Origin of the sequence: Agromyces cerinus, assembly GCF_016907835.1 — a bacterium.
GTDB classification, from domain to species: Bacteria; Actinomycetota; Actinomycetes; order Actinomycetales; family Microbacteriaceae; genus Agromyces; species Agromyces nitratus.
Genome location: NZ_JAFBCT010000001.1, coordinates 204628 through 225255, shown reverse-complemented (window position 1 = coordinate 225255; position 20628 = coordinate 204628). Strand labels below are relative to the sequence as shown.

Sequence of the window (20628 nt, the reverse complement as noted above, 5' to 3'; positions counted from 1 at the left end):
CGGACTCGCCGCGCCCGCGACTAGGCGGTCGCGGGCCGCGGGTTCGACTGCGGTGCGCGTGCCGGCGCCTCGTCTTCGACGGGCAGCTCACCGGAGTCGACACCGCCGTCGACGGCACCCTGATCGATCGGCATCTTCTGGGTCGGGAACGCGATCGGCGGACGGTCGGAGACCGGGCGCTTGTCGCTCGAGAGCCACAGCGGACGCTCGGGCAGCTTCTTCACGTCCTTGAAGATCTCGGCGATCTGCTTGTGGTCGAGCGTCTCGTTCTCGAGCAGTTCGGCGGCCAGCTTGTCGAGGATGTCGCGGTTGTCGTTGAGCACCTGCCAGGCCTCGTCGTGCGCCTGCTCGATGAGCGCGCGCACCTCGAGGTCGACCGTCTCGGCGACCTCTTCGGAGTAGTCGCGCTGGTGGCCCATGTCGCGGCCGAGGAAGACCTCGCCCTGCGACTGGCCGAGCTTGACGGCGCCGACGTTCGCGCTCATGCCGTATTCGGTCACCATCTTGCGTGCCGTCGAGGTGGCCTTCTCGATGTCGTTCGATGCGCCGGTCGAGGGGTCGTGGAAGACGATCTCTTCGGCGACGCGGCCGCCCATCGCGTAGGCGAGCTGGTCGAGCAGCTCGTTGCGGCTGACGGAGTACTTGTCTTCGAGCGGCATCACCATCGTGTAGCCGAGGGCACGGCCGCGCGGCAGGATCGTGATCTTCGTGACGGGGTCGGTGTAGTTCATCGCCGCCGCAGCGAGGGCGTGGCCGCCCTCGTGGTAGGCCGTGATGAGCTTCTCCTTGTCTTTCATGACGCGGGAACGACGCTGCGGGCCGGCGATGACGCGGTCGACGGCCTCATCGAGGGCGCGGTTGTCGATGAGCTGCGCGTTCGAGCGAGCCGTGAGCAGCGCGGCCTCGTTGAGCACGTTCGCGAGGTCGGCACCGGTGAAGCCCGGGGTCTTGCGCGCGAGCACCTCGAGGTCGACGCCGTTGGCGAGTGGCTTGCCCTTCGAGTGCACCTCGAGGATCTTCTGGCGACCCTTCATGTCGGGGGCGTCGACGCCGATCTGGCGGTCGAAGCGGCCCGGACGCAGCAGTGCGGGGTCGAGGATGTCGGGGCGGTTCGTCGCCGCGATGAGGATGACGTTGGTCTTCGGGTCGAAGCCGTCCATCTCGACGAGCAGCTGGTTGAGCGTCTGCTCGCGCTCGTCGTGACCGCCGCCGAGGCCGGCGCCGCGGTGGCGGCCGACAGCGTCGATCTCGTCGACGAAGATGATGGCGGGCGCGTTCTGCTTCGCCTGGTCGAAGAGGTCGCGCACGCGGGACGCGCCGACGCCGACGAACATCTCGACGAAGTCGGAGCCCGAGATCGAGTAGAACGGCACGCCGGCCTCACCCGCGACCGCGCGGGCGAGCAGCGTCTTGCCGGTGCCGGGAGGGCCGTAGAGCAGCACGCCCTTGGGGATGCGCGCGCCGACGGCCTGGAACTTCGCGGGCTCCTTCAGGAACTCCTTGATCTCATGCAGCTCCTCGATCGCCTCGTCGGCGCCCGCGACGTCGTCGAAGGTGACCTTGGGGCTCTCCTTGGAGACGAGCTTCGCCTTCGACTTGCCGAACTGCATGACCTTGTTGCCGCCGCCCTGCATGCCCGACAGCATGATCCAGAAGAAGAGGCCGATGAGCACGAGCGGCAGCAGGATGCCGAGCATCGAGAGGAACCAGTTCGGCTGCGGCACCTCGTCGTTGAAGCCGTCTGCCGGGTCGGCCGCGTCGACGGCGGCGACGATGTCGGCGCCGCGCGGGGTGACGTAGTAGAACTGCACCTGCTTGCCGAGCTCGTCGTCCTCCTTCGCGAGCGTGAGGTCGACGCGGTTCTCGCCGTCGACGATCTTGACGGCGGCGACCTTGCCTTTGTTGAGGAGGTCGAGGCCCTCTTGCGTCGACACCTCTTTGAAACCCGATGCGGTGATGAGGCTCGACCCGATCCACACGGCGACGATCGCGAGCAGAATGTAGATGATCGGCCCGCGCAGGATCTTCTTGATGTTCATGGTGCTCACAGGCTACATTGCAGTCGCCGAATGCCGGCCGAGTGTTCGCTGTGGGCTATTCGAGTCGAGCGCGGGCAGCCATCACTGAGCGGATGCCGCGCGGCGGGTGTCGCGCATTCCGAGCATGTACGGCAGCCCCGGGCCCACCGCGGCGAACGTCTGCCCGATGCGCTTCGGCCACGAGGGCGACGGCAGCGGCTGGGGCGTCTCCTCGAGATCGCCCACGTCGACGAAGTACGCGCGCACGGTGCCGAAGCCCTCGAGATCGGGCGACACCTCGCGCACGGGAGCCGTCACCGAATCATGACCGGTGCGGTAGAGCTCCTCGGAGAGCAGCACGTATTCGGGGATGTCGACGGGGTTCTTGAGCATGCGGTGCACCTGGATGACGTCGATGCCCACGAGCTTGATGCGATCGCGGATGGTCTGGATGGCGACCTCGCCGACGTGCGCCACGAACTTCAGCTTGAGGTCGGCGGCCCCCCTGCATCCCTTGCACGGGCACAGGTTCGCCGTGACGTACTGCCGCTCGAGGTGGAAGGCGCGGTGCATGGCGACCGCGGCGTCGAGGATCTCGGGGATCGAGGCATCCGTTTCACCCTCGTCGACGTGCAGCGAGAGGAAGGCGGCATCGCCCTCGATCTCGATGAGATCGAATCCGGGAGCGGCGTCGATCATGCGTTCGAGCATGCGACCGGTGTTGACCTCGGCGTGCGCGAGACTCATGCGGTGGGAGCTCATGTAGTCGGTGTATCCACCGATGTCGGCGATCAGCAGCACGGCACGGCCGGAGTCCATGCCTCACGATCCCACCAAGGCGAGGAGTTCTCAACACCCCTGTTCGGAGGGGGCCGTCAGGAGGGCGGGTCGTCCAGTCGTTCGTTCGGCGAGTAGCGGTCGAGCTGGTCTTCGACGACGACCGCCGCCTCCTGGGCGCTCGCCGTGTAGCCGAGCACGACGGGCAGGAAGCGGTCCGACCCGAGCGCCCGCAGGCCGAGGGCGCTCCTCGCGACGACCGAGGCCGTGCGGCGCGTGCGGCGCAGCAGCGCGATCTCGCCGAATCCCTCGCCCGGGCCGAGTGTCGCGACGACCCGGCCGTCGCCCACCACGTCGGCCTCGCCCGTCTCGATCACGTAGTAGCGGTCGCCGACGTCGCCCTGTGTGAACACGGACGCTCCGGCGGGCACCCCGACGGGCTCGAGTCCCCGCGCGAGCTGCTCGATCGAGGGCAGCGGCAGGGTGCGGAACATGGGCACCTGCTGGAGCAGCCCGATGTCCTCGTCGAGCACGTCGACCGTGCGGTCCATGCTCCGGAGTCGCGGCAGCGACGCGAGTGCGAGCACGGGGCACACGAGTCCGATCGCGATGAGTGCGGTCTGCACGCCGAACCACTCGATCATCGTCGAGGCGACGATGGCGCCGATGCCGATGAAGACGGCAACGAGGCTCTCGAGCACACCGAAGACGCGGGCGAGCACCTCGTCGGGGGCCATGCGGGCGATGAGCGTGAACCCGGCGACGTCGACCAGCGCGTTGCCGACGCCGACGAAGGCGAGCAGCCCGAGCGCGGGTGCCTCATATGGCGCGAGGCCGACGAGGGTGAAGGGCAGGCCCCAGAGCCCGACCCCGACGGCGAACCAGGCTCCCAGCCGGCCGGTGCCGACGAGCAGGGATGCCGCGAGCGACCCGAGCACGGCGCCCACGCCGACGGCGGTCATCAGGGCGCCGACGCCGGGCTCGCCGGTGCCGAGCAACTCGATCGCGACGACGACCGAGAGCACCGTGAGCGCACCCCGCGTGAGCGCCTGCGCCGCGGCGAGCCCGAGGATGAGCATCAGGTCGCGGTTCGCGGTGACCGCCCGCACGCCCTCCGCCGCCTCCCTGGCGAGGTTCGGGCGCCGCGGCGCCGGCGGACGCGGCGGGGCGTCGTACTTCAGTCGCGCGAGCAGGGCCGCCGCCCAGAACGACGCGGCCGCCGCCACGGCGAACACCACGTCGACCCCGGTGAACTGCAGCAGCACCGCGGCGATCAGCGGGCCGACGAGTGTGGCCGCGGAGTCGAGCAGGCCGCGCACGACGTTCGCGCTCGCGAGCTCGTGCCCGGTGCGGCAGAGCGATGGGAGCAACGCGGAGTGCGCCGGGCGGTAGAGCGTCGCGGCGATCGTGGACAGGATCGCGAGCGCATAGATGACCGCCGGAGGCCCCGCCACGGCGGCGACCACGGCAGCTGCCGCCGTCGCGAGCCCGCGCACGATCGACACGAGGATGAGCACGCGCTCGCGGCGCCCCCGGTCGGCGATGGGTGAGAGCAGCGGGGCGAGGATCGCCGACGGCACCATGCGGAGCAGCCCGACGAGACCGAGCGCTGCGGCGCCGCCGTCACGGTACGCGACGATGCCGAGCGCGACGGTGAACGCCCACTCGGCGGTCCACGCGCCGAGGAAGCTCAGCTGGGCGCGGCGCAGGTTCGGATTGCGCCAGTTGCTCGTGAACGCAGCGGCAGCGTCGCGAACCCTGCCGCGGCGCCGACCATCGCCCATGCGATGACTCTAGGGCCTCGACCCCGTCACCGCGCGAGGAAGTTCAGGAGTAGACGTGCGGCGCGAGGATCGCGACGTCCCGGAGGTTCCGGTAGTTCTCGGCGAAGTCGAGACCGTAGCCGACGACGAACTGGTTGGGAATGTCGAAGCCGAGGTACTTGACGTCGACCTCGACCTTCGCCGCGTCGGGCTTTCGGAGCAGCGCGCAGATCTCGACCGACTCCGCGCCGCGCGACTCGAGGTTGCCGAGCAGCCAGCTGAGCGTCAGGCCCGAGTCGATGATGTCCTCGACGATGAGCACGTGCCGGCCGGTGAGGTCGGTGTCGAGGTCCTTCACGATGCGCACGACGCCCGACGACTGCGTGCCGGCACCGTAGGAGGAGACGGCCATCCAGTCCATGTTGATATGCCCGGCGAGCTCGCGCGCGAGGTCGGCCATGACCATGACCGCGCCCTTCAGCACGCCGACGAGCAGCAGGTCCTGACCCTCGTAGTCGGCCTCGATGCGGCGGGCGAGCTCGGCGAGCTTCGCGTGGATCTCGGCTTCGGTGACGAGCACCTCGGTCAGGTCGGCTTCGATCTCGTTCGCGTACATGGCTGCTCTCCTGGGTGGGGCGATCGGGGCACGTCGCCGTGGGTGCGCGGCGAACGGATGCAACGAGCCTACGCTGTCACTTCCTGCGGGTTGAGCCTGTCGAAACCTGCAGCAGGGGCGGTTTCGACACGCTCAACCCGCAGTCGGACCGCTCAGTGGTCGTGGGGAAGGATCTCGGTCGACCCGGTCGTGCTCAGCACGATGTGCCGGCCCGCCCGAGTCGCGAGCACTCCGCCGGGCAGGTCGATCGGCCCCTGCCCGTGCCAGTCGGTCACGAGGCGAGCGACCTCGAGCGTCTGCGCCCGTGAGAGCGAGACGCCGAACTCGCTGCCGACGACGTGCCGGATGATGCGTTGGCGCAGCGCCGCCGGGTTCGCCGCGAGGGCGCCGACCGAGATCGCGATGCCTGCCTCTGCCGGCTCGCAGATCTCCTCGATGAACTCCTCGATCTGCTCGGCGAACGCCGCCTCGTCTTCGCGGAGGTGCTCGGCCGTGCGCGCGAGCGCCTCGGCGATGCCCGGCCCGAGCTCGGCCTCGAGCACGGGAAGCACGCGTTCGCGCACCCGCACCCTGGCGTAGGCGGGGTCGAGGTTGTGCGGATCGTCCCACGGTGCGAGCCCGGCGTCGAGGCAGGCCTGTCGCGTGGTCGCCCGGCGGATGCCGAGCAGCGGCCTCGCGTAGCGACCGGTGCGCGCGGGCATGCCCGAGAGGCTCGCGGCGCCCGAACCGCGGGCGAGTCCGAGCAGCACGGTCTCGGCCTGGTCGTCGAGCGTGTGGCCGAGCAGCACCAGCGCGGCGCCGGTCTCGACGGCTGCCGCGTCGAGGGCGGCATACCGGGCATCGCGAGCGGATGCCTCGGGCCCGCCGCTGCTCGGCGAGCCTGCCGAGGCGACCTCGACGCGGCGCACGAGCACGGGGTCGAGCCCGAGCTCCCGCGCAGTCGTCGCCGCGGCGGCGGCGACTTCGGCCGAACCGGGCTGCAGCCCGTGGTCGACGATGACCGCGCCTGCGCGCCAGCCCGCCCGGGGCGCCTCGAAGGCGGCGGCCGCGGCGAGCGCGAGCGAGTCGGCGCCGCCCGAGAGGGCGACGAGCAGGAGCGGATCGCGCGCGGCATCCGAACCGGTGGGAAGCGCGGTGCGCACGGCCCGGCGCACGTCGGCGATCGGGGGTGTCAGTCGCGGGCGGCGGGGGGCCGCGGCATCCGTCTGCTGGTCAGGAGGCATCAAGTAACCTTATTCCGCCGATCGCGCCCGATTCCGAACGGGTCGGCCCGCGGGCCAAGCTTCGAGAAGCGACTTCCAACACAAGGAGAACCAGCATGGGCGAGTACGCCGCCATCATCGAGATCCCCAAGGGGAGCCGCAACAAGTACGAGGTCGACCACGAGACCGGCCGGGTCTTCCTCGACCGCGTGCTCTACACGACGTTCGTCTACCCGACCGACTACGGCTTCTTCGAGAACACCCTCGGCGACGACGGCGACCCGCTGGACGTGCTCGTGCTGCTCGACTTCCCGCTCTTCCCGGGCGTGGGCGTGAAGGTGCGCCCCGTCGGCGTCTTCCACATGACCGACGACGGCGGCGGCGACGCCAAGGTCATCGCGGTGCCGGCCGGCGACCCCCGTTGGAACCACATCCAGGACGTGGACGACATCCCCGAGTTCACCCGCAAGGAGATCGAGCACTTCTTCGAGCACTACAAGGACCTCGAGCCCGGCAAGTGGGTCAAGACCGAGGGCTGGGCGAACGCGGCCGAGGCCGAGTCGCTCATCCAGAAGGCGATCGAGGCGTTCCCCGGTCACTGAGCCGGGCATGAACCGAGCGGATGTCGCGAGCTCGCGACATCCGTGATGCAGAAGGGGCGGGCCTCACGGCCCGCCCCTTCCGTGCGTCTCCGCCCGTTCAGCCGGCGGGGCGCGCCGCTGCAGAGGGGCTGCCCCAGACCGGCCACTCGCGCACGGGCTTGCCGTAGTCGGAGGCCTCGAGGATGCGGCCGCCGCCGAGGTAGATGGCGACGTGGTAGTAGTCGCCGCCCGAGCCCCAGAAGAGCAGGTCGCCGCGCTGCACGTTGCCGAGCGAGACCGCCTTGCCGCGTGCGGCGAGCGTGTAGTACTGGTTCGTCGCCGAGTGCGTGCCGATGCCGATGCCCGCCGCGCCGTAGGCCGCACGCGTGAGTCCCGAGCAGTCCCAGGCGTCGGGGCCGGCGCCGCCGAGCTCGTAGCGTTCGCCGAGCTGCTGGCTCGCGAACCAGATCGCGGTCTCGACGGCACTCGCGTTCGGCGGGGCCGGGTCGGGGTTCGGTGCGGGTGTTCCACCGCCGTTGCCCCCGCCTGCGTTCCCGCCGCCGCCATCGTTCCCGCCGCTCGATGGCGGGGCCGGTTCGTCCGGTCGGTTCGCCTCGAGCGCCGCCTCGGCGGCCTCGCGCGCCTGACCCTCGACCCGCTCGCGTTCGAGGTCGGCGGTGGTGTCCTTCAGCGTCGCGAGCTGTGCGTAGAGCTCGGCCGAGCGCTGCTCCTGCGCGGTCACGGCCGCCATCGCGGACTCGGCTGCGGCGTTCGCCTCGTTCGCCTTCGTCTCCGCCAGGGCCGCGAGACGGGTGCGTTCCTCGGCGGCCTCCGCGGCCTGCGCGCGCAGCGCATCGGCGGTGTTTCGGTCGGCGATCGCCTGCTCGTAGACGGCCTGCGACTGCTCGCCGAGCTTCGACGCCATGCCGAGCTGCTTCAGCAGCCCATCGGTGTCCTCGCCCGAGAACACGAGCTCGGAGGTCAGGTCGTTTCCGGCGGTCTTGGCGAGGTGGGCGGCGAGCAGGCCGGCCCGCATCTTGGAGATCTCGGCGACGGCGTCGGCCTCGTCGGCCTGCTGCGCGAGCGCGCTCTCGCGTTCGGCTGCCCGATCGCGCTGGTCGACGGCGATGCGATATGACTCGGCCGCCATCTGCGACGCCTGCACCGCGGCATCCGCCACCTGCTGCAGGCCGGCCAGCAGGTCGCCGACTCGGGCGATCTCGGCCTGCTTCGTCGCCTCGTTGGACTTGGCCTGCTCGATCTCGCTCCACGACGGATAATCGGGCTCGGCCATGGCGGGGCCGCCGCCGGCCACCACCGATGCGGTGACCGCGCCGACGGCGACGGCGGAGAAGACGGTCGCGGGCTTCACGCGCGACACCGGCCTGGTGCGGTTCTCAGCCAAAGTAGACCCCCCGATCGGCCATGAACGGCACCGGATCGATGCGGCTGCCGCCGCTGTAGACCTCGAAGTGCAGGTGGCACCCAGTCGAGGCGCCCGTCGTGCCGCTCGAGGCGATGTTCTGCCCGGCATCGACCCACTCGCCCGAGCCGACGAAGCGGCCGCCGTCGCGGATGTGGGCGTACCCGGTCGAGATGCCGCCGCCGTGGTCGATCTGGATGAAGTTGCCGTAGGTGCCCGAGTAGCCCGAGAAGGTCACCACTCCGCTGTTCGCAGCGTAGATCGGCGCGTCGCAGCCGGTGCCGAGGTCGACGGCGTAGTGGAACGAGCCGGAGCATCCGTCACCGGCGCAGATCGGCGATCGGGGGCCGTAGTTGCCCGTGATGCCGCCCCATGCGGGCTTCGCCCATCCCGACGACGCCGGCGTTCCCGGCGTGCCGGCGCGCAGGGCCTCTTCGCGGCGCTTGCGCTCCTGCTCCTGCCGGATCCGCTCGCCCTCCTCGTAGGCGGCCGTGGTCTTCGCCTCGGCGTCCTTGAGGAATGCAAGCTGGGCGTCGAGCTCGACCTTCTTCGTCTGCGACTCCGCGAGCGCGGCCTCGGCGGCGGCCTGCGCCTCCTGCGCGGCGACGAGCGCCGCCTCGGCGGCGATGCGCAGCTTCTCGCGCTCGGCCTGCGCGACCTCGGCCTGATCGCTCAGCGCCTCTGCGGTGTTCTTCTTCTCCTGCGCGCGGTCGTAGATGTTCGAGGTGCGCTCGACCATCTTCTCCATGCTGCCGAGCTTGGAGAGCAGTTCGTCGGTCGCCTGCGCGTCACCCGCGTCGAGGAAGAGGTTGACCCCCACGTCGCCGCCGCCACCGGAACGGTAGAGCTGTGCCGCGACCTGGCCGGCGTTCGTCTCGGCCGACAGCGCCTCCGCGGCGGAGGCATCGGCCTGCGCCTGGATCTGCTCGGCCCGGAGCACGGCTTCGTCGTACTGCTGCTGCGCCACGAAGAGCTCGTCGGTGCGGCGCTCGGCCTCCGCCCGCGTGACCTGCACGTTCACCTCGAGCTCGGCGATGAGCGCGGTGATCTGCTCGACTGCGGCGGCACCGGCCGCGGTGTCCGCCTTCGCGGCCTGCAGTTCGTCCCAACTCGGATAGGTCGCGGCGAGGGCCGGCTGCGTCGGTGCGACGACCGGGCCGACGAGCGTCGCAGCGATGATCGCGACGACGGCGACGAGACGCTGCGTCGTGCGCCGGCGGCCCGAGCTCCGCGCTTCCCGCGCTTCCCGCGCTTCCCGCGCTTCCGCGGGAACCGGGCTCGTTCGAGCGCCGTCTACGGGTGTTCGGTCTGTGGTGCGGTACATCATTCCCCGTCCACGCGGGCTCGGGTCCCCGCGCTCCTGACTCTCGGTTCGGGCATCGGCAGCCCCACGATAAGCGTGAGATCGGCGCTTTCCGGGCATTTGAGACGCATGTCCGCGGATGCCGCGTGGTGGGTCCGGAGGCATTCGCGACCCTCGTTTTGCCATCTGCGCCGACTGCACGTATGCTTGGCTGTCGGCGGGCGTGACCCAGGTAACGCCCTCCGGCCCCATCGTTTAGTGGCCTAGGACACCGCCCTTTCACGGCGGCAGCACGGGTTCGAATCCCGTTGGGGTCACTGCACGACCAGCACGTATAATTGAATAACTCGGTGCCGAAAGGCACCACGAGGCCCTGTAGCGCAGTTGGTTAGCGTGCCGCCCTGTCACGGCGGAGGTCGCGGGTTCAAGTCCCGTCAGGGTCGCTCAGGCGACAAGCCCTTTCCCTTACGAGAGAAGGGGCTTTCTCCTTATTCGGGGTGATTCTCTCACCTCGAGGCTCTGTAGCTCAGTTGGTAGAGCGCACGACTGAAAATCGTGAGGTCACGGGATCGACGCCCGTCGGAGCCACAGTCTGAGAACGAGAAGGCCCCCGGTTCACCGGGGGCCTTCGTCGTTTCCGCGGTGATCGGCGCACCGCTGCCCTGGCCCTGACCCTCGATCGACCGACGCGCCCCATGCGAGAGATCGAGACCGGTTCGTGACATTTACGAAACGGAACGTGCCGTAATGTAACTGCATGGCTCGCAGCACCGGAGACGCACTCGGACGTCCGACCGACGTCGAACTGACGGGGCGCATCCTCGACGCGACCATCGAGCTGCTCGCGGAGCACGGCTACCCCAGCCTCCGCATCGAGCACGTGGCGAAGCTCGCCGGCTGCGGCAAGAACGCCGTGTACCGCCGATTCGCCGACAAGGCCGAGCTCGCCGCCGAGGCGCTGCGCAGCCACGGCGAGCTGGGCGAGATGCCCGACCACGGCAACGTGGCAGACGACCTGCTCGAGCACGTGCTGCAGAACCAGGCCAACCAGGTGCGCGCCGCGAGCGGCGAGACCCCGGTCGGCAACAACGGCTGGCGCGTCGCGTTCGAGCCCGAGGTGTTCCCCATCATCTGGGAACGCTTCTTCTCGCACCGACGTGACCAGGGCATCGAGCTCATCCTCCGCGGCGCCGCCCGCGGCGAGCTGCCCGCCGACGTCGACGCCGACCTCATCCTCGACACGTTGGCCGGACTCACCCTGTTCCGGCAATCGATCAAGGGCGTCTCGATCACGCCCGAGCAGTACCGCGCCATGATCGCGGCCGTCCTCGCCTCCCCTCCCCGAGGCGGCGACTCCACCTGAGTTCCGGATGCCCCGGCAGCACGCCGCGGCACCGATCACCCCCGACCAGAAGGCCGATGATGACCGACTCCCCCTCCCCCGCCGTCCCTGCGGGCCGCACCTCGGTGCGCGCCATCGTCGGGTTCCTCATCTTCTGCGAACTCGCGAGCGGCTTCGTACAGGGCTACTACGCCCCGCTGCTCGCCGCGATCGCCGACCACCTCTCGGTCACCGATGCCGACATCACGTGGTTCCTCACCGTGCAGACGCTCGCGGCGGCCGTGTTCGTGCCCCTGCTCTCCAAGCTCGGCGACATCTTCGGCCACCGTCGCATCCTGCGCATCGCCGTGGTCGCCGTGCTGATCGGCACGCTTGTCACCGCGTTGGTGCCGAACTTCACGGTCGTGCTCATCGCGCGCGTGCTCATCGGCCCGCTCGCCGTATGGCTCCCGCTCGAGATCGCACTCGTGCACAACCGCATCAGCGGTGACAGCGCACGCAAGGCGATCGGCATGCTCGTCTCCTTCCTCACGGTCGGCGCGATCCTCGGCACCGTGGCGTCGGGCGTCGTGAGCAGCGTGTCGCCCTCGCTGACCGTCACGCTCCTGGTTCCCTGCGTCTTCGTGCTCGTGAGCGTCTACGCCGTGTTCTTCAAGGTGCCCGAGTCGACGAGCCGGGCGAACCCGCGCATCGACGTGCTCGGGTTCGTCGGCCTCGCCGTCGCGATGGTCGCGCTCCTCGGAGGGCTGCGCCTGGCATCGACCGAGGGCTTCGCCTCGCCCGTCACGATCGGCGCGCTCGGACTCGCCGTCGTCGTCTTCGTCGCGTGGGTGGTCTGGGAGCGCCGCACGCCCGCCCCCGCGGTCGACGTGCGCCTCGTGGCCTCCCGCACCCTCGGCCCGATCTACCTCACCGCGTTCCTGTTCGGAATGGTGATGTTCGGCATGCAGGCGCCGATGACGACGTTCCTCGCCGCCGACCCCGCCGTCACCGGCTACGGCTTCGCGGCCACCCCCGGCCTGATCTCCGCGGTCATCGCCGTCATCACCCTGCTCGCGACCGTCGGGGCCGCGACCTTCGCGTACCTCGCCAAGCGCATCGGCATCCGGGCCGTGCTCCTCATCGGCGCCGTGCTCGCCGGCGCCGGCAACTTCATCCTCGCGGCCTTCCACGGCACGCTCACCGAGGTCTGGATCGCCTCCGCCGTCATGGGCATCGGCCTTGGCCTGCTCCTCGGCGCGCTGCCCGCGCTGCTCGCCGAGCTCGCGCCGAGTGACCAGACCGGCATCGCGGCCGGCGTCTACAACTCGCTGCGCACGCTCGGCGGGGCCGCAGCCGGTGCGGTCTTCGGCCTCGTGCTCGCCCTCTGGGTGGCGCCGGGCGGCGAGTTCGCCGAGATCGGCGGCTACGTGACCGTCTGGGTGCTCTGCGGCCTCGCCTTCGTGGGCGCGCTCATCGCGCTCGCGTTCATGCGCATCCCCGATGGTCACGGCACCACTGCACACGCGTCCGCCACCGACGAGGCGGCCGCCGAGGCATCCGCCGCCGTCTGACCCCACCCGATGCCGCTCGCGGCAGATGAACGGATGCCGCCTGCCGGCACACGAACGAAGGAGACCCCGTGACCCTCACCGACGAGACCACTGCATTCGACGCAGCCGACGCCCCCGAAGGCAGCGCCGCCGCGTTCATCGCCCACGGCGCCGAGATCCTCCCCGATCTCGTTGCGCTGCGCCGCCGCCTGCACGCCGAGCCCGAGCTCGGACTCGAGCTCCCCGCGACGCAGCAGAAGGTGCTCGACGCCCTCGACGGGCTGGGGCTCGAGATCACGCTCGGCGAGCGCCTCACGTCGATCGCCGCCGTGCTCCGCGGCGGCCGACCGGGCCCGACCGTGCTGCTGCGCGGCGACATGGACGCCCTGCCCGTCGCCGAGAAGACCGATCTCGACTACGCCGCGACGAACGGCAACATGCACGCGTGCGGCCACGACCTGCACACGGCCGGTCTCGTCGGGGCGGCGAGGCTCCTCGCCGCCCGTCGCGAAGAGCTCGCCGGCAACGTGCTCTTCATGTTCCAGCCCGGCGAGGAGGGCTTCGGCGGGGCGAAGATCATGCTCGACGAGGGGCTGCTCGAGGCCTCGGGCGAGAAGCCGATCGCGGCGTTCGCGATCCACGTCGCGCCCGGCCCGCGCGGCGGGTTCATCACCCGTCCGGGCACCGTCGCCGCGGGGTCGAACCAGCTGAGCATCACGGTGCACGGCCGCGGCGGCCACGGCTCGCAGCCGCACCAGACGATCGACCCGGTGCCCGTCGCAGCGGAGCTCGTGCTCGCGCTGCAGACCTTCGTGACCCGCCGCTTCGACGCGTTCGACCCGATCATCCTCTCGGTCACCAAGCTCGAGGGCGGTGAGGCGCTCAATGTCATCCCCGAGTCGGCCTCGCTCGCCGCGACCGTGCGCACGCTCTCGGCGGCATCGCTCGAACGCCTCCAGCGCGAGCTTCCGACGCTCGTGAACGGCATCGCCGGCGCGCACGGCTGCACCGCCGAGCTCGAGTTCGTGGTGCAGTACCCCGTGACCGTCAACGACGCGGCGAGCACCGAGCGCACGCTCGCCGAGCTCCGCGCCCAGTTCGGCGAGCAGCGCGTCATGGAGATGCCCACGCCCATGATGGGTTCCGAGGACTTCTCGTTCGTGCTCGACGAGGTGCCGGGCACCTTCGTGGCCCTGACGACGTCACCGGTCGGCACCGACCTGTCGACGGTCGAATGGAACCACTCGCCGCGCGTCGTGTTCGACGACGGGGTGCTCGGCGATCAGGCCGCAGCCCTCGCGCAGCTCGCCTGGGCGACGCTCGAGTCGGCGGGCTGACGCCTCAGCCGGCGCGCTCAGGGACTCGTGAGGCGAGTGCGAGCGGGCCGACGCTCAGTCGGCTGCCCGCCCACACGAGCGCGCCGGCAGCGAGCATCGCTCCGAGCGGCCCCACGACGTGCAGGGCGAGTGAGAGGGGTCCTCGTTCGGGGAGCAGGAAACCGTACGGAACCCATCCGTCGGTGATGCCCCGAACGAGGACGACCCCCAGCCACGCGATCGGATACGGGAGCACGAGCCAGAGCTGACGCCAGGGAAGGGGCGGTCGATCTCCGACGAGCAGCCAGTCGAGCACGACGACGAGCGGGAACACGAGGTGGAGCACGGCGCTCACCCAGGGCGGCGCCGACCCCGTGCCGGGGACGAGCACGTTGTAGACGACCGCGACGACGACGAGGCACGCGGTCGCGATCCCGCGAACGGTCGACAGCCATGCCGGCACACGTCGCCCGAGCACGGCGAGCGCGCCCGAGACGATCAGCACGACGCTCGTGAACAGGCTCGTCTGGTTGGTGAAGTATCCGAAGAAGTCGAGCGGGCTGCCGTCGCCGACCTCGATGCGCAGACCGTAGGCGTAGCCGAGCACGGTGATGCAGAGCACGCCCCCGACGATCCTGGCCAGCCCGACTGCATCGGTTGCGGTCAGCAACCGGCGGCCCTGAGTCATCCGGTCAGCCGAGCGATCAGCCGCCGAGCCGGATCGCGACGATCCCCGAGACCGCGCACACGGTCGCCGTGACCCGCCACTTGCTGAACGGCTCGCGGAAGACGAAGTAGCCGATCACCCCCGCAGCGAGCACACCGGTCTCACGCAGCGCGGAGACCACCGCGAGCGGCGCGAGCGACTGCGCCCAAACGACGATCGTGTAGGCGGCGAGCGAGAGGATGCCGCCGAGCGCGCCCATCGGCGCGTGCCGGCGCATGCCGATCAGCATCTCGCGGCGGTCGCGCGCGAGCAGGAAGCAGACCAACGGGATCGTGATGCCCTGGATCAGGAACAGCCACGAGGCGTAGCCGAACGGCTCCCCCGAGAGGCGCACGCCGATGCCGTCGATCACCGAGTACGCGGTGATCGTGATGCCGACCGCGACGGCCATGAGCGTTCCGGCAGGGCCACCCCGGCCCTTCGGCGACCACGACAGTGCGAACAGCGCGACCGCGACGACGGCCACACCGGCGATCTGGGCCGGCGTCATGAACTCACCCAGGAAGGTCGTCGAGATCAACGTGATGCCGAGCACGGCGATGCCGCGGGTGAGCGGGTAGGTTCGGCCGAACTCGCCCTTCGCGTACGCCGCCGTGAGCAGCACGAGGTAGAGCGTCTGCACGGCTGCCGAGATCAGCAAGTACGGCCAGACCTCCTGCGGCGGGAGCGGGAAGACGATGCATCCGATCGCCCCCACCAGCAGGTAGACCATCCCGATCAGGGCGGAGGAGACGAGCCGAGCCGGAATCGCCTTCGCGATCGCGTTCCAGGTGCCGTGCAGCAGCGCGGCACCGAGGACGGCGAGCAGGATTCCTGCGCTCACGCGAGGAGCCCGCGGGGATCGTCGTCGTCGTCGACGCGCACCGCTCGCAGCAGCACCGCCTGCTCGGGGCGGAGTCTCGGCATCACGACGCCGATCGAGTCGAGCGCCGCTCCCGTGAGCTCCAGAGGCCCGAGCTCCCACCACGGCGCCGTGTCGGCCCCGTGCGGCAGCCCGTCGACGAGGGCGGGCTCGACCCGGTACGTCGCGGTCGGCAGCAGTCCGGGCAGGCGGATGCGTCCGGGGCTCGCCACCGACGCCCGTGCGAGCGACACGTACGCGAACAGGCCGGCCGAGCCGTCGGCCGCGACGACGCCGTTGAGCGAGAGCGAGGCGTCCGGGTGGTCGAGGCGCACGAGCTCGCCGCCGTGGAGCAGCTCGCGGTTCGCCTTGTGCAGCCGGATCCATCCCTCGAGCTCGGCGAGTTCGGCCTCGCTCGCGCGGCGCAGATCCCACTCCACTCCGAGGTGCCCGAACAACGCCGTGACGGCGCGGAAGGAGAGCGCGTGGAGTCGGTTCGTCGTGTGCGAGGCGCCCGAGGCGATGTGATTGCCCATGAGTTCGGGCGGCACCAGCTGGGTCGTCCACCTGTTCGACTGCTGGCGGTCGATGGGGTCGTTGTTGTCGGAGACCCAGACCCGGTCGGTGCGGTCGAGGGCGCCGAGGTCGACGCGCCCGCCGCCCGACGAACACGACTCGATCTCGAGCTCGGGGTAGCGCGCCTTCAGCTCATCGACGAGCCGGTAGAACGCGAGCGTCTGCTCGTGCACCCCGGCCCGGCCGAGCGGCTGCGTGCCCGCGTCGACGAGGTCGCGGTTGTGATCCCACTTGATGTACGCGATGTCGTACTCGTCGAGGATCGCGCACATCGCGTCGCGCACGTGGGCGTAGGCCTCGGGGATGCCGAGGTTCAGCACCTGCTGGTGCCGGGACTCCACCGGCAGCCGGTCGCCCGTCGCCATGATCCACTCGGGGTGCGTCCGCGCGAGGTCGGAGTCGATGTTCACCATCTCGGGCTCGAACCAGAGGCCGAACTGCATGCCGAGGCCGCGCACGCGGTCGACGAGCGGATGCAGTCCGTCAGGCCACACCTCGCCCGAGACGGTCCAGTCGCCGAGCCCCGCGCGGTCGTTGCGGCGTCCGCCGAACCATCCGTCGTCGAGCACGAACCGTTCGATACCGATCTCGGCTGCGCGATCTGCGAGCTCGAGGAGCGTGTCGACGTCGTGGTCGAAGTAGACGGCCTCCCACACGTTGAGCGTGACCGGTCGGATGGAGCCGGGGTGCTGCGGGCGGGCACGGAGGTGGCGGTGCATCCGCCTGGCCGAGTCGTCGAGGCCGTCGCCGTAGATGCCGTAGACCCAGGGGCTCTCGTACCGTTCGCCCTGCGCGAGGCGCACCTCACCGGGAAGCAGGAGCTCACCGCCGCCGAGCAGCTGCTCGCCGCTCAGCACCCGCTCGACCTGGTGCACGTGGTTGCCCGACCACGCGGTGTGGACGCCCCACACCTCGCCGTGCGCGAAGCCGAAGCCCGGCGTGCCCACCGAGAGGATCATCGCCGCGTCGAGTCCGGTGCGGCCGCGACGCCCCTCGCGCCGGTGCGCGCCGATCGCCATGGCGCGACGCTGGGGTGCGCGCTCGCCCGCCCAGCGGCCGGCGAAGTCGAGCACCTCGCTCGCGATGGCCGGTGTCGGCAGGCAGAGCAGGAGCTCGTCGACCTGGTAGGCCTCCTCGCCGAGGTTCTGCAGCTCGGCGCGCGTGCGCACGATGCCGGCCTCGCTGAGCTCGACCGTCAGGGTGACGGCCAGGCGGGCGTCGTCATCGGCCGCGGTGACGACGAGCGTTCCGGCGCCGTGGTTCACGACCGTGCGATCGGATGCCCCGGCGAGCTCGGTGCCGTCGAGCATCGCCCCGGTCACTCGCCAGAGCGGCGACCACGCGGCACCGGCCCTCGACCCGCTGAGGCCGGGGCGACCCATCCAGCCGCGCGTGTGCTCGGGGAGGATCGAGATGCGCACCGGAACGTCGACCTCGCTCGGGGCGACCGGGAGCACCCCGGTCGCGAGCAGCGCCGAATACCCCTGCTCGTCGAGTGCTCCGCAGTCGGCACCCCAGTGCAACACGGCAGGCAGACCGCCCTCGCTGAGGTCGAGAACGAGGGCGACGCCGCCGGCGCGCAACACGACGCCGAAGTCGGGGGTTTCGGTCATTTCTTGATTCCTTTCAAGGGAGGCTTCGGAGTAGTGTTTACGTCACCATGACGTACGCATCGAACGGTCTGTCCGGCCACGCATCGCAGCCCAGAGCACGCGCATCGATCAACGACGTCGCCGTGCATGCCGGTGTCTCGGCTCAGACCGTCTCGCGCGTCGCGAACGGCCAGACCAATGTGCGCCCGTCCACGCGCGAGCGGGTGCAGGCCTCGATGCAGGCCCTCGGGTACCGGCCCAACAGCGCCGCGCGCAACCTGAAGTCGGGGCGGTTCCGGAGCATCGGCTTCGTCACCTTCAATCTCGCCACGCTCGGCAACGAGCGCACGCTGAACGCCGTCGCCGAAGCATCCGAGGCCGCGGGCTACACGACCACGCTGCTGCCGGTCATCGACCCGACGCAGCTCGACGTCGCGGGTGCCTTCGGGCGCCTCGAGGAGCAGGCCGTCGACGGCATCATCCTCGTGATGTCCTCGGAGGTCGGCTCGCTCGACGATCTGGGCATCACGGCCGGACTGCCGCTCGTGATCGTCGACTCCGACGCGAACCTGCCGTACACGATCGTCGACACCGACCAGGAGCAGGGCGCGAAGATCGCCCTGCAGCACCTGCTCGAACTCGGACACCGCGACATCGTGCACATCTCGGGACCGGCCGACTCGTTCTCGTCGCGCCGCCGTGCCGACGCCTATCGGCAGACCGTGGCCGACGCGAACCTGCCGGCGCGGCCCGTGCTCGTCGGCGACTGGACCGCCGCCTCGGGTCTCGCGCTCGCGCGCGAACTCTTCGCCGACGAGAACCCCCCGACGGCGGTGTTCGCCAGCAACGACCAGATGGCCCTCGGCGTGATGCACGCGATCCACGAGCGCGGCTGGAGCGTGCCCGGTGATGTCAGCGTGGTCGGCTTCGACGACATCGAAGAGGCATCCGTCTACTGGCCGGCCCTCACGACCGTGCACCAGAACTTCGATCAGGTCGGTCGTCACGCCACGACGCTGCTGCTCTCGCTCATCGACGGCGAGCCCAACACGAAGCAGAAGATCCTGATCACGACGCAGCTCGTCGTGCGCGACAGCACCGGCCCCGCGCCGAGGGCCTGACCTCGACCGCGGGGGCACGAGCCGCCGACGCGGCCGCCGCCGCGTGACCACGGTCACGCCTCGGTCTGGCCGAGCTCGGGACGAGCGACGAAGCGGACGGCCGACGATGCCGCACCGACGGTCTCGAAGATCACCAGCTCGTTCGCGCCGGCGCGCACGACGGGTGCGGGCACGTACATCGTGCGCTGGGGCCCGCGGCTCCAGTACCTGCCCAGGTTGACGCCGTTCACCCACACGACGCCCTTGGTCCAGCCGGGCAACGACAGCTGCAGGTCGGCGGGCTCGTCGAGCGTGAACGTGCCGCCCGCGAACACCGGGCCCGACAGCGGCGTCGCCCCGCTCACGGCGAACTCGGCGATCGGCGCGGCTGCGAGCACTGCGCGAACGGATTCGAGGTCGTCGAGGGCGATCGACCCCGCCGACCATTCGGTGAGCGGTACCCCGTCGAGCATCGCGGGCGCGATGAGGCCCTTCGCCTCGCCGAGGCGCGGCCCGTAGTTCACCCCGCCGAGGTTCTCGACCAGCACGGTCAGCTCGCCGCGTGCATCTTCGGGAAGCGGCAGCATCCGCTCGTGGAGTTCGCGGTCGAGCGTGCCGACCAGCGCGCCGTCGAAGTAGACCTGTGCGCGATCGCGCACTTCACCGAAGGCGAGGAGTCCGCCGTGCTCGATGCGCGTCGAATAGCACGAGAAGCCGCGCGTCGACCCGAACTCCGCCGCGACGGGCAGGTGGTCGAAGGGTTGCGACGCGACGATCGGCACGGACCAGAGCGAGGCGCTCCGGTCGAGGAGCACCTCGAGCTCCGGGGCATCCGTTCGCTCTGCCGGCACCTCGTCTGGAACCGGCGCGTACTTCGCGATGACCTCGCGGAAGCGCCAGAACTTCTCGGTCGGCGTGCCGTCTTCGGCGAGCGGTGCGTCGTAGTCGTACGACGTCGCGATCGGGCGGTAGGTGCCCTTGTCGTTCGCACCGGCGGTGAAGGCGAAGTTCGTGCCGCCGTGGAACATGTAGACGTTGACGGATGCCCCGGCCGCGAGCAGCTCGTCGAGCTCGCGCGCCGCGTCCTCCGCCGAGGTCGTGTGGTGGATCTCGCCCCAGCTGTCGAACCACCCGCACCAGAACTCGGAGCACATGAGCGGCCCGGTCGGCTGGTGGCGGCGCAGCGTGGCGAGTCGCTCCCCCACCCGCGAGCCGAAGGAACCGGTGCGGTGCAGCTCGTCGAGGCTGCCGTGCTCGAGCATCTGCTCGAGGGGCTGGTCGACGGTGGTCAGCGGCACGTCGATGCCGTGCTCCCGCGTCAACTCGGTGAGCCGGCGGAGGTACTCCTTGTCGGCGCCGTACGCGCCGTACTCGTTCTCGATCTGCACGAGGATCACGGGTCCGTCGTGCTGGATCTGACGCGGCTGCACGATGGCGTAGACCGCATCGAGGTACTCGCCGACGGCGTCGAGGTACGCGGCGTCGTGCGAGCGCAGCACGATCGCCTCGTCGGCGACGAGCCACGAGGGCAGGCCGCCGTCGTGCCATTCGGCGCAGATGTAGGGTCCGGGTCGCACGATCGCGTGCATGCCCTCGGCGTGCACGAGGTCGAGGAAGCGTGCCAGGTCGAGCTGGCCCGCGGTACGGAACTCGCCGCGCGTCGGGGAGTGCTCGTTCCACGGCACGTACGTCTCGATGGTGTTGAGCCCCATGAGCCGGGCCTTGCGGATGCGATCGCTCCACTGGTCGGGATGCACCCGGAAGTAGTGCAGCGCGCCGGAGAGCACGCGGTGCGGCGAGCCGTCGAGGAGGAAGTCGGTGTCACCGATGGAGAAGGTGGGCATTCGCTGGTCCTGGGTCGAGAAACGGACCGCGGGGCAGCCGCCGTGACGGCGACTGCCCCGCGGAGTGATGCGTGG

General features: G+C 70.5%; 16 protein-coding genes and 3 tRNA genes. 8 read left to right on the top strand and 11 right to left on the bottom strand.

What is annotated here, in order from left to right; genetic code table 11:
- Positions 1-20: 20 nt before the first annotated feature.
- The 5 genes from ftsH to tilS all read right to left on the bottom strand — a co-directional run bounded on the left by ftsH (position 21) and on the right by tilS (position 6397).
- Positions 21-2039 carry an ATP-dependent zinc metalloprotease FtsH gene (gene ftsH / locus JOE59_RS00955; RefSeq protein WP_204458560.1) on the bottom strand — a complete coding sequence of 673 codons (2019 nt, stop codon included), beginning with the start codon at positions 2037-2039 and terminating at the stop codon, positions 21-23.
- A gap of 81 nt (positions 2040-2120) precedes the next feature.
- Positions 2121-2837, bottom strand: coding sequence for a DUF2652 domain-containing protein (locus tag JOE59_RS00950; protein WP_204458559.1), 717 nt, complete (start codon positions 2835-2837; stop codon positions 2121-2123).
- A 56-nt stretch (positions 2838-2893) separates the two neighbouring features.
- A complete protein-coding gene (locus tag JOE59_RS00945) occupies positions 2894-4579 on the bottom strand; it encodes an MFS transporter (RefSeq protein WP_204458558.1) in 1686 nt (561 codons plus the stop codon).
- A gap of 43 nt (positions 4580-4622) precedes the next feature.
- A complete protein-coding gene (hpt, locus tag JOE59_RS00940) occupies positions 4623-5174 on the bottom strand; it encodes a hypoxanthine phosphoribosyltransferase (protein ID WP_179551060.1) in 552 nt (183 codons plus the stop codon).
- A gap of 152 nt (positions 5175-5326) precedes the next feature.
- On the bottom strand, positions 5327-6397 hold the full coding sequence (tilS, locus tag JOE59_RS00935; protein WP_204458557.1) for a tRNA lysidine(34) synthetase TilS: 1071 nt from the start codon (positions 6395-6397) through the stop codon (positions 5327-5329).
- Between the two features lie 95 nt (positions 6398-6492).
- On the opposite strand from tilS, the gene ppa reads away from it, so the two are divergent.
- Complete coding sequence (gene ppa / locus JOE59_RS00930; RefSeq protein WP_074259997.1) at positions 6493-6978, top strand: inorganic diphosphatase; 486 nt, start codon at positions 6493-6495, stop codon at positions 6976-6978.
- Positions 6979-7075: 97 nt separating this feature from the next.
- Here the strand turns inward: ppa and JOE59_RS00925 are convergent, their stop codons facing one another.
- Entirely contained in the window at positions 7076-8362 is a 1287-nt protein-coding gene (locus JOE59_RS00925) for a C40 family peptidase (RefSeq protein WP_204458556.1), read from the bottom strand.
- The gene (locus tag JOE59_RS00920; RefSeq protein ID WP_239560042.1) at positions 8355-9704 is read right to left on the bottom strand and encodes a M23 family metallopeptidase; all 1350 of its coding nucleotides are present in this window, start codon (positions 9702-9704) and stop codon (positions 8355-8357) included. Before JOE59_RS00920 ends, JOE59_RS00925 begins: the two co-directional genes overlap by 8 nt.
- Positions 9705-9927: 223 nt before the next feature.
- Between JOE59_RS00920 and JOE59_RS00915 the strand changes: the two genes are divergently transcribed.
- The 6 genes from JOE59_RS00915 (at position 9928) to JOE59_RS00890 (ending at position 13894) form a co-directional block, all read left to right on the top strand.
- Positions 9928-10000 (top strand) — tRNA-Glu (locus tag JOE59_RS00915).
- A 52-nt stretch (positions 10001-10052) separates the two neighbouring features.
- A tRNA-Asp gene (locus tag JOE59_RS00910) sits at positions 10053-10126 on the top strand.
- A gap of 72 nt (positions 10127-10198) precedes the next feature.
- Positions 10199-10271: transfer RNA gene (locus JOE59_RS00905), tRNA-Phe, on the top strand.
- A 169-nt stretch (positions 10272-10440) separates the two neighbouring features.
- On the top strand, positions 10441-11046 hold the full coding sequence (locus tag JOE59_RS00900; RefSeq protein WP_204458555.1) for a TetR/AcrR family transcriptional regulator: 606 nt from the start codon (positions 10441-10443) through the stop codon (positions 11044-11046).
- A 59-nt stretch (positions 11047-11105) separates the two neighbouring features.
- Positions 11106-12578 (top strand): MFS transporter, encoded by a 1473-nt coding sequence (locus JOE59_RS00895; protein ID WP_204458554.1) that lies wholly within the window; start codon positions 11106-11108, stop codon positions 12576-12578.
- Between the two features lie 137 nt (positions 12579-12715).
- Positions 12716-13894: a M20 metallopeptidase family protein gene (locus tag JOE59_RS00890; RefSeq protein WP_204463200.1), complete on the top strand. Its 1179-nt coding sequence runs from the start codon at positions 12716-12718 to the stop codon at positions 13892-13894.
- Between the two features lie 4 nt (positions 13895-13898).
- Here the strand turns inward: JOE59_RS00890 and JOE59_RS00885 are convergent, their stop codons facing one another.
- Genes JOE59_RS00885 through JOE59_RS00875 form a run of 3 tightly spaced genes read right to left on the bottom strand, consistent with a single transcriptional unit; the run spans position 13899 to position 17630 of the window.
- Positions 13899-14561 (bottom strand): Pr6Pr family membrane protein, encoded by a 663-nt coding sequence (locus JOE59_RS00885; RefSeq protein ID WP_204458553.1) that lies wholly within the window; start codon positions 14559-14561, stop codon positions 13899-13901.
- 16 nt (positions 14562-14577) lie between these two features.
- The gene (locus tag JOE59_RS00880; RefSeq protein WP_307836896.1) at positions 14578-15423 is read right to left on the bottom strand and encodes an EamA family transporter; all 846 of its coding nucleotides are present in this window, start codon (positions 15421-15423) and stop codon (positions 14578-14580) included.
- A complete protein-coding gene (locus JOE59_RS00875) occupies positions 15420-17630 on the bottom strand; it encodes an alpha-galactosidase (protein WP_204458552.1) in 2211 nt (736 codons plus the stop codon). The genes JOE59_RS00880 and JOE59_RS00875 overlap by 4 nt, the downstream gene beginning before the upstream one ends.
- A gap of 47 nt (positions 17631-17677) precedes the next feature.
- Between JOE59_RS00875 and JOE59_RS00870 the strand changes: the two genes are divergently transcribed.
- Positions 17678-18730, top strand: coding sequence for a LacI family DNA-binding transcriptional regulator (locus JOE59_RS00870; protein ID WP_204458551.1), 1053 nt, complete (start codon positions 17678-17680; stop codon positions 18728-18730).
- A gap of 53 nt (positions 18731-18783) precedes the next feature.
- Here JOE59_RS00870 and JOE59_RS00865 read toward each other — a convergent pair whose 3' ends face one another.
- On the bottom strand, positions 18784-20553 hold the full coding sequence (locus JOE59_RS00865; protein ID WP_204458550.1) for a glycoside hydrolase family 35 protein: 1770 nt from the start codon (positions 20551-20553) through the stop codon (positions 18784-18786).
- Positions 20554-20628 lie beyond the last annotated feature (75 nt).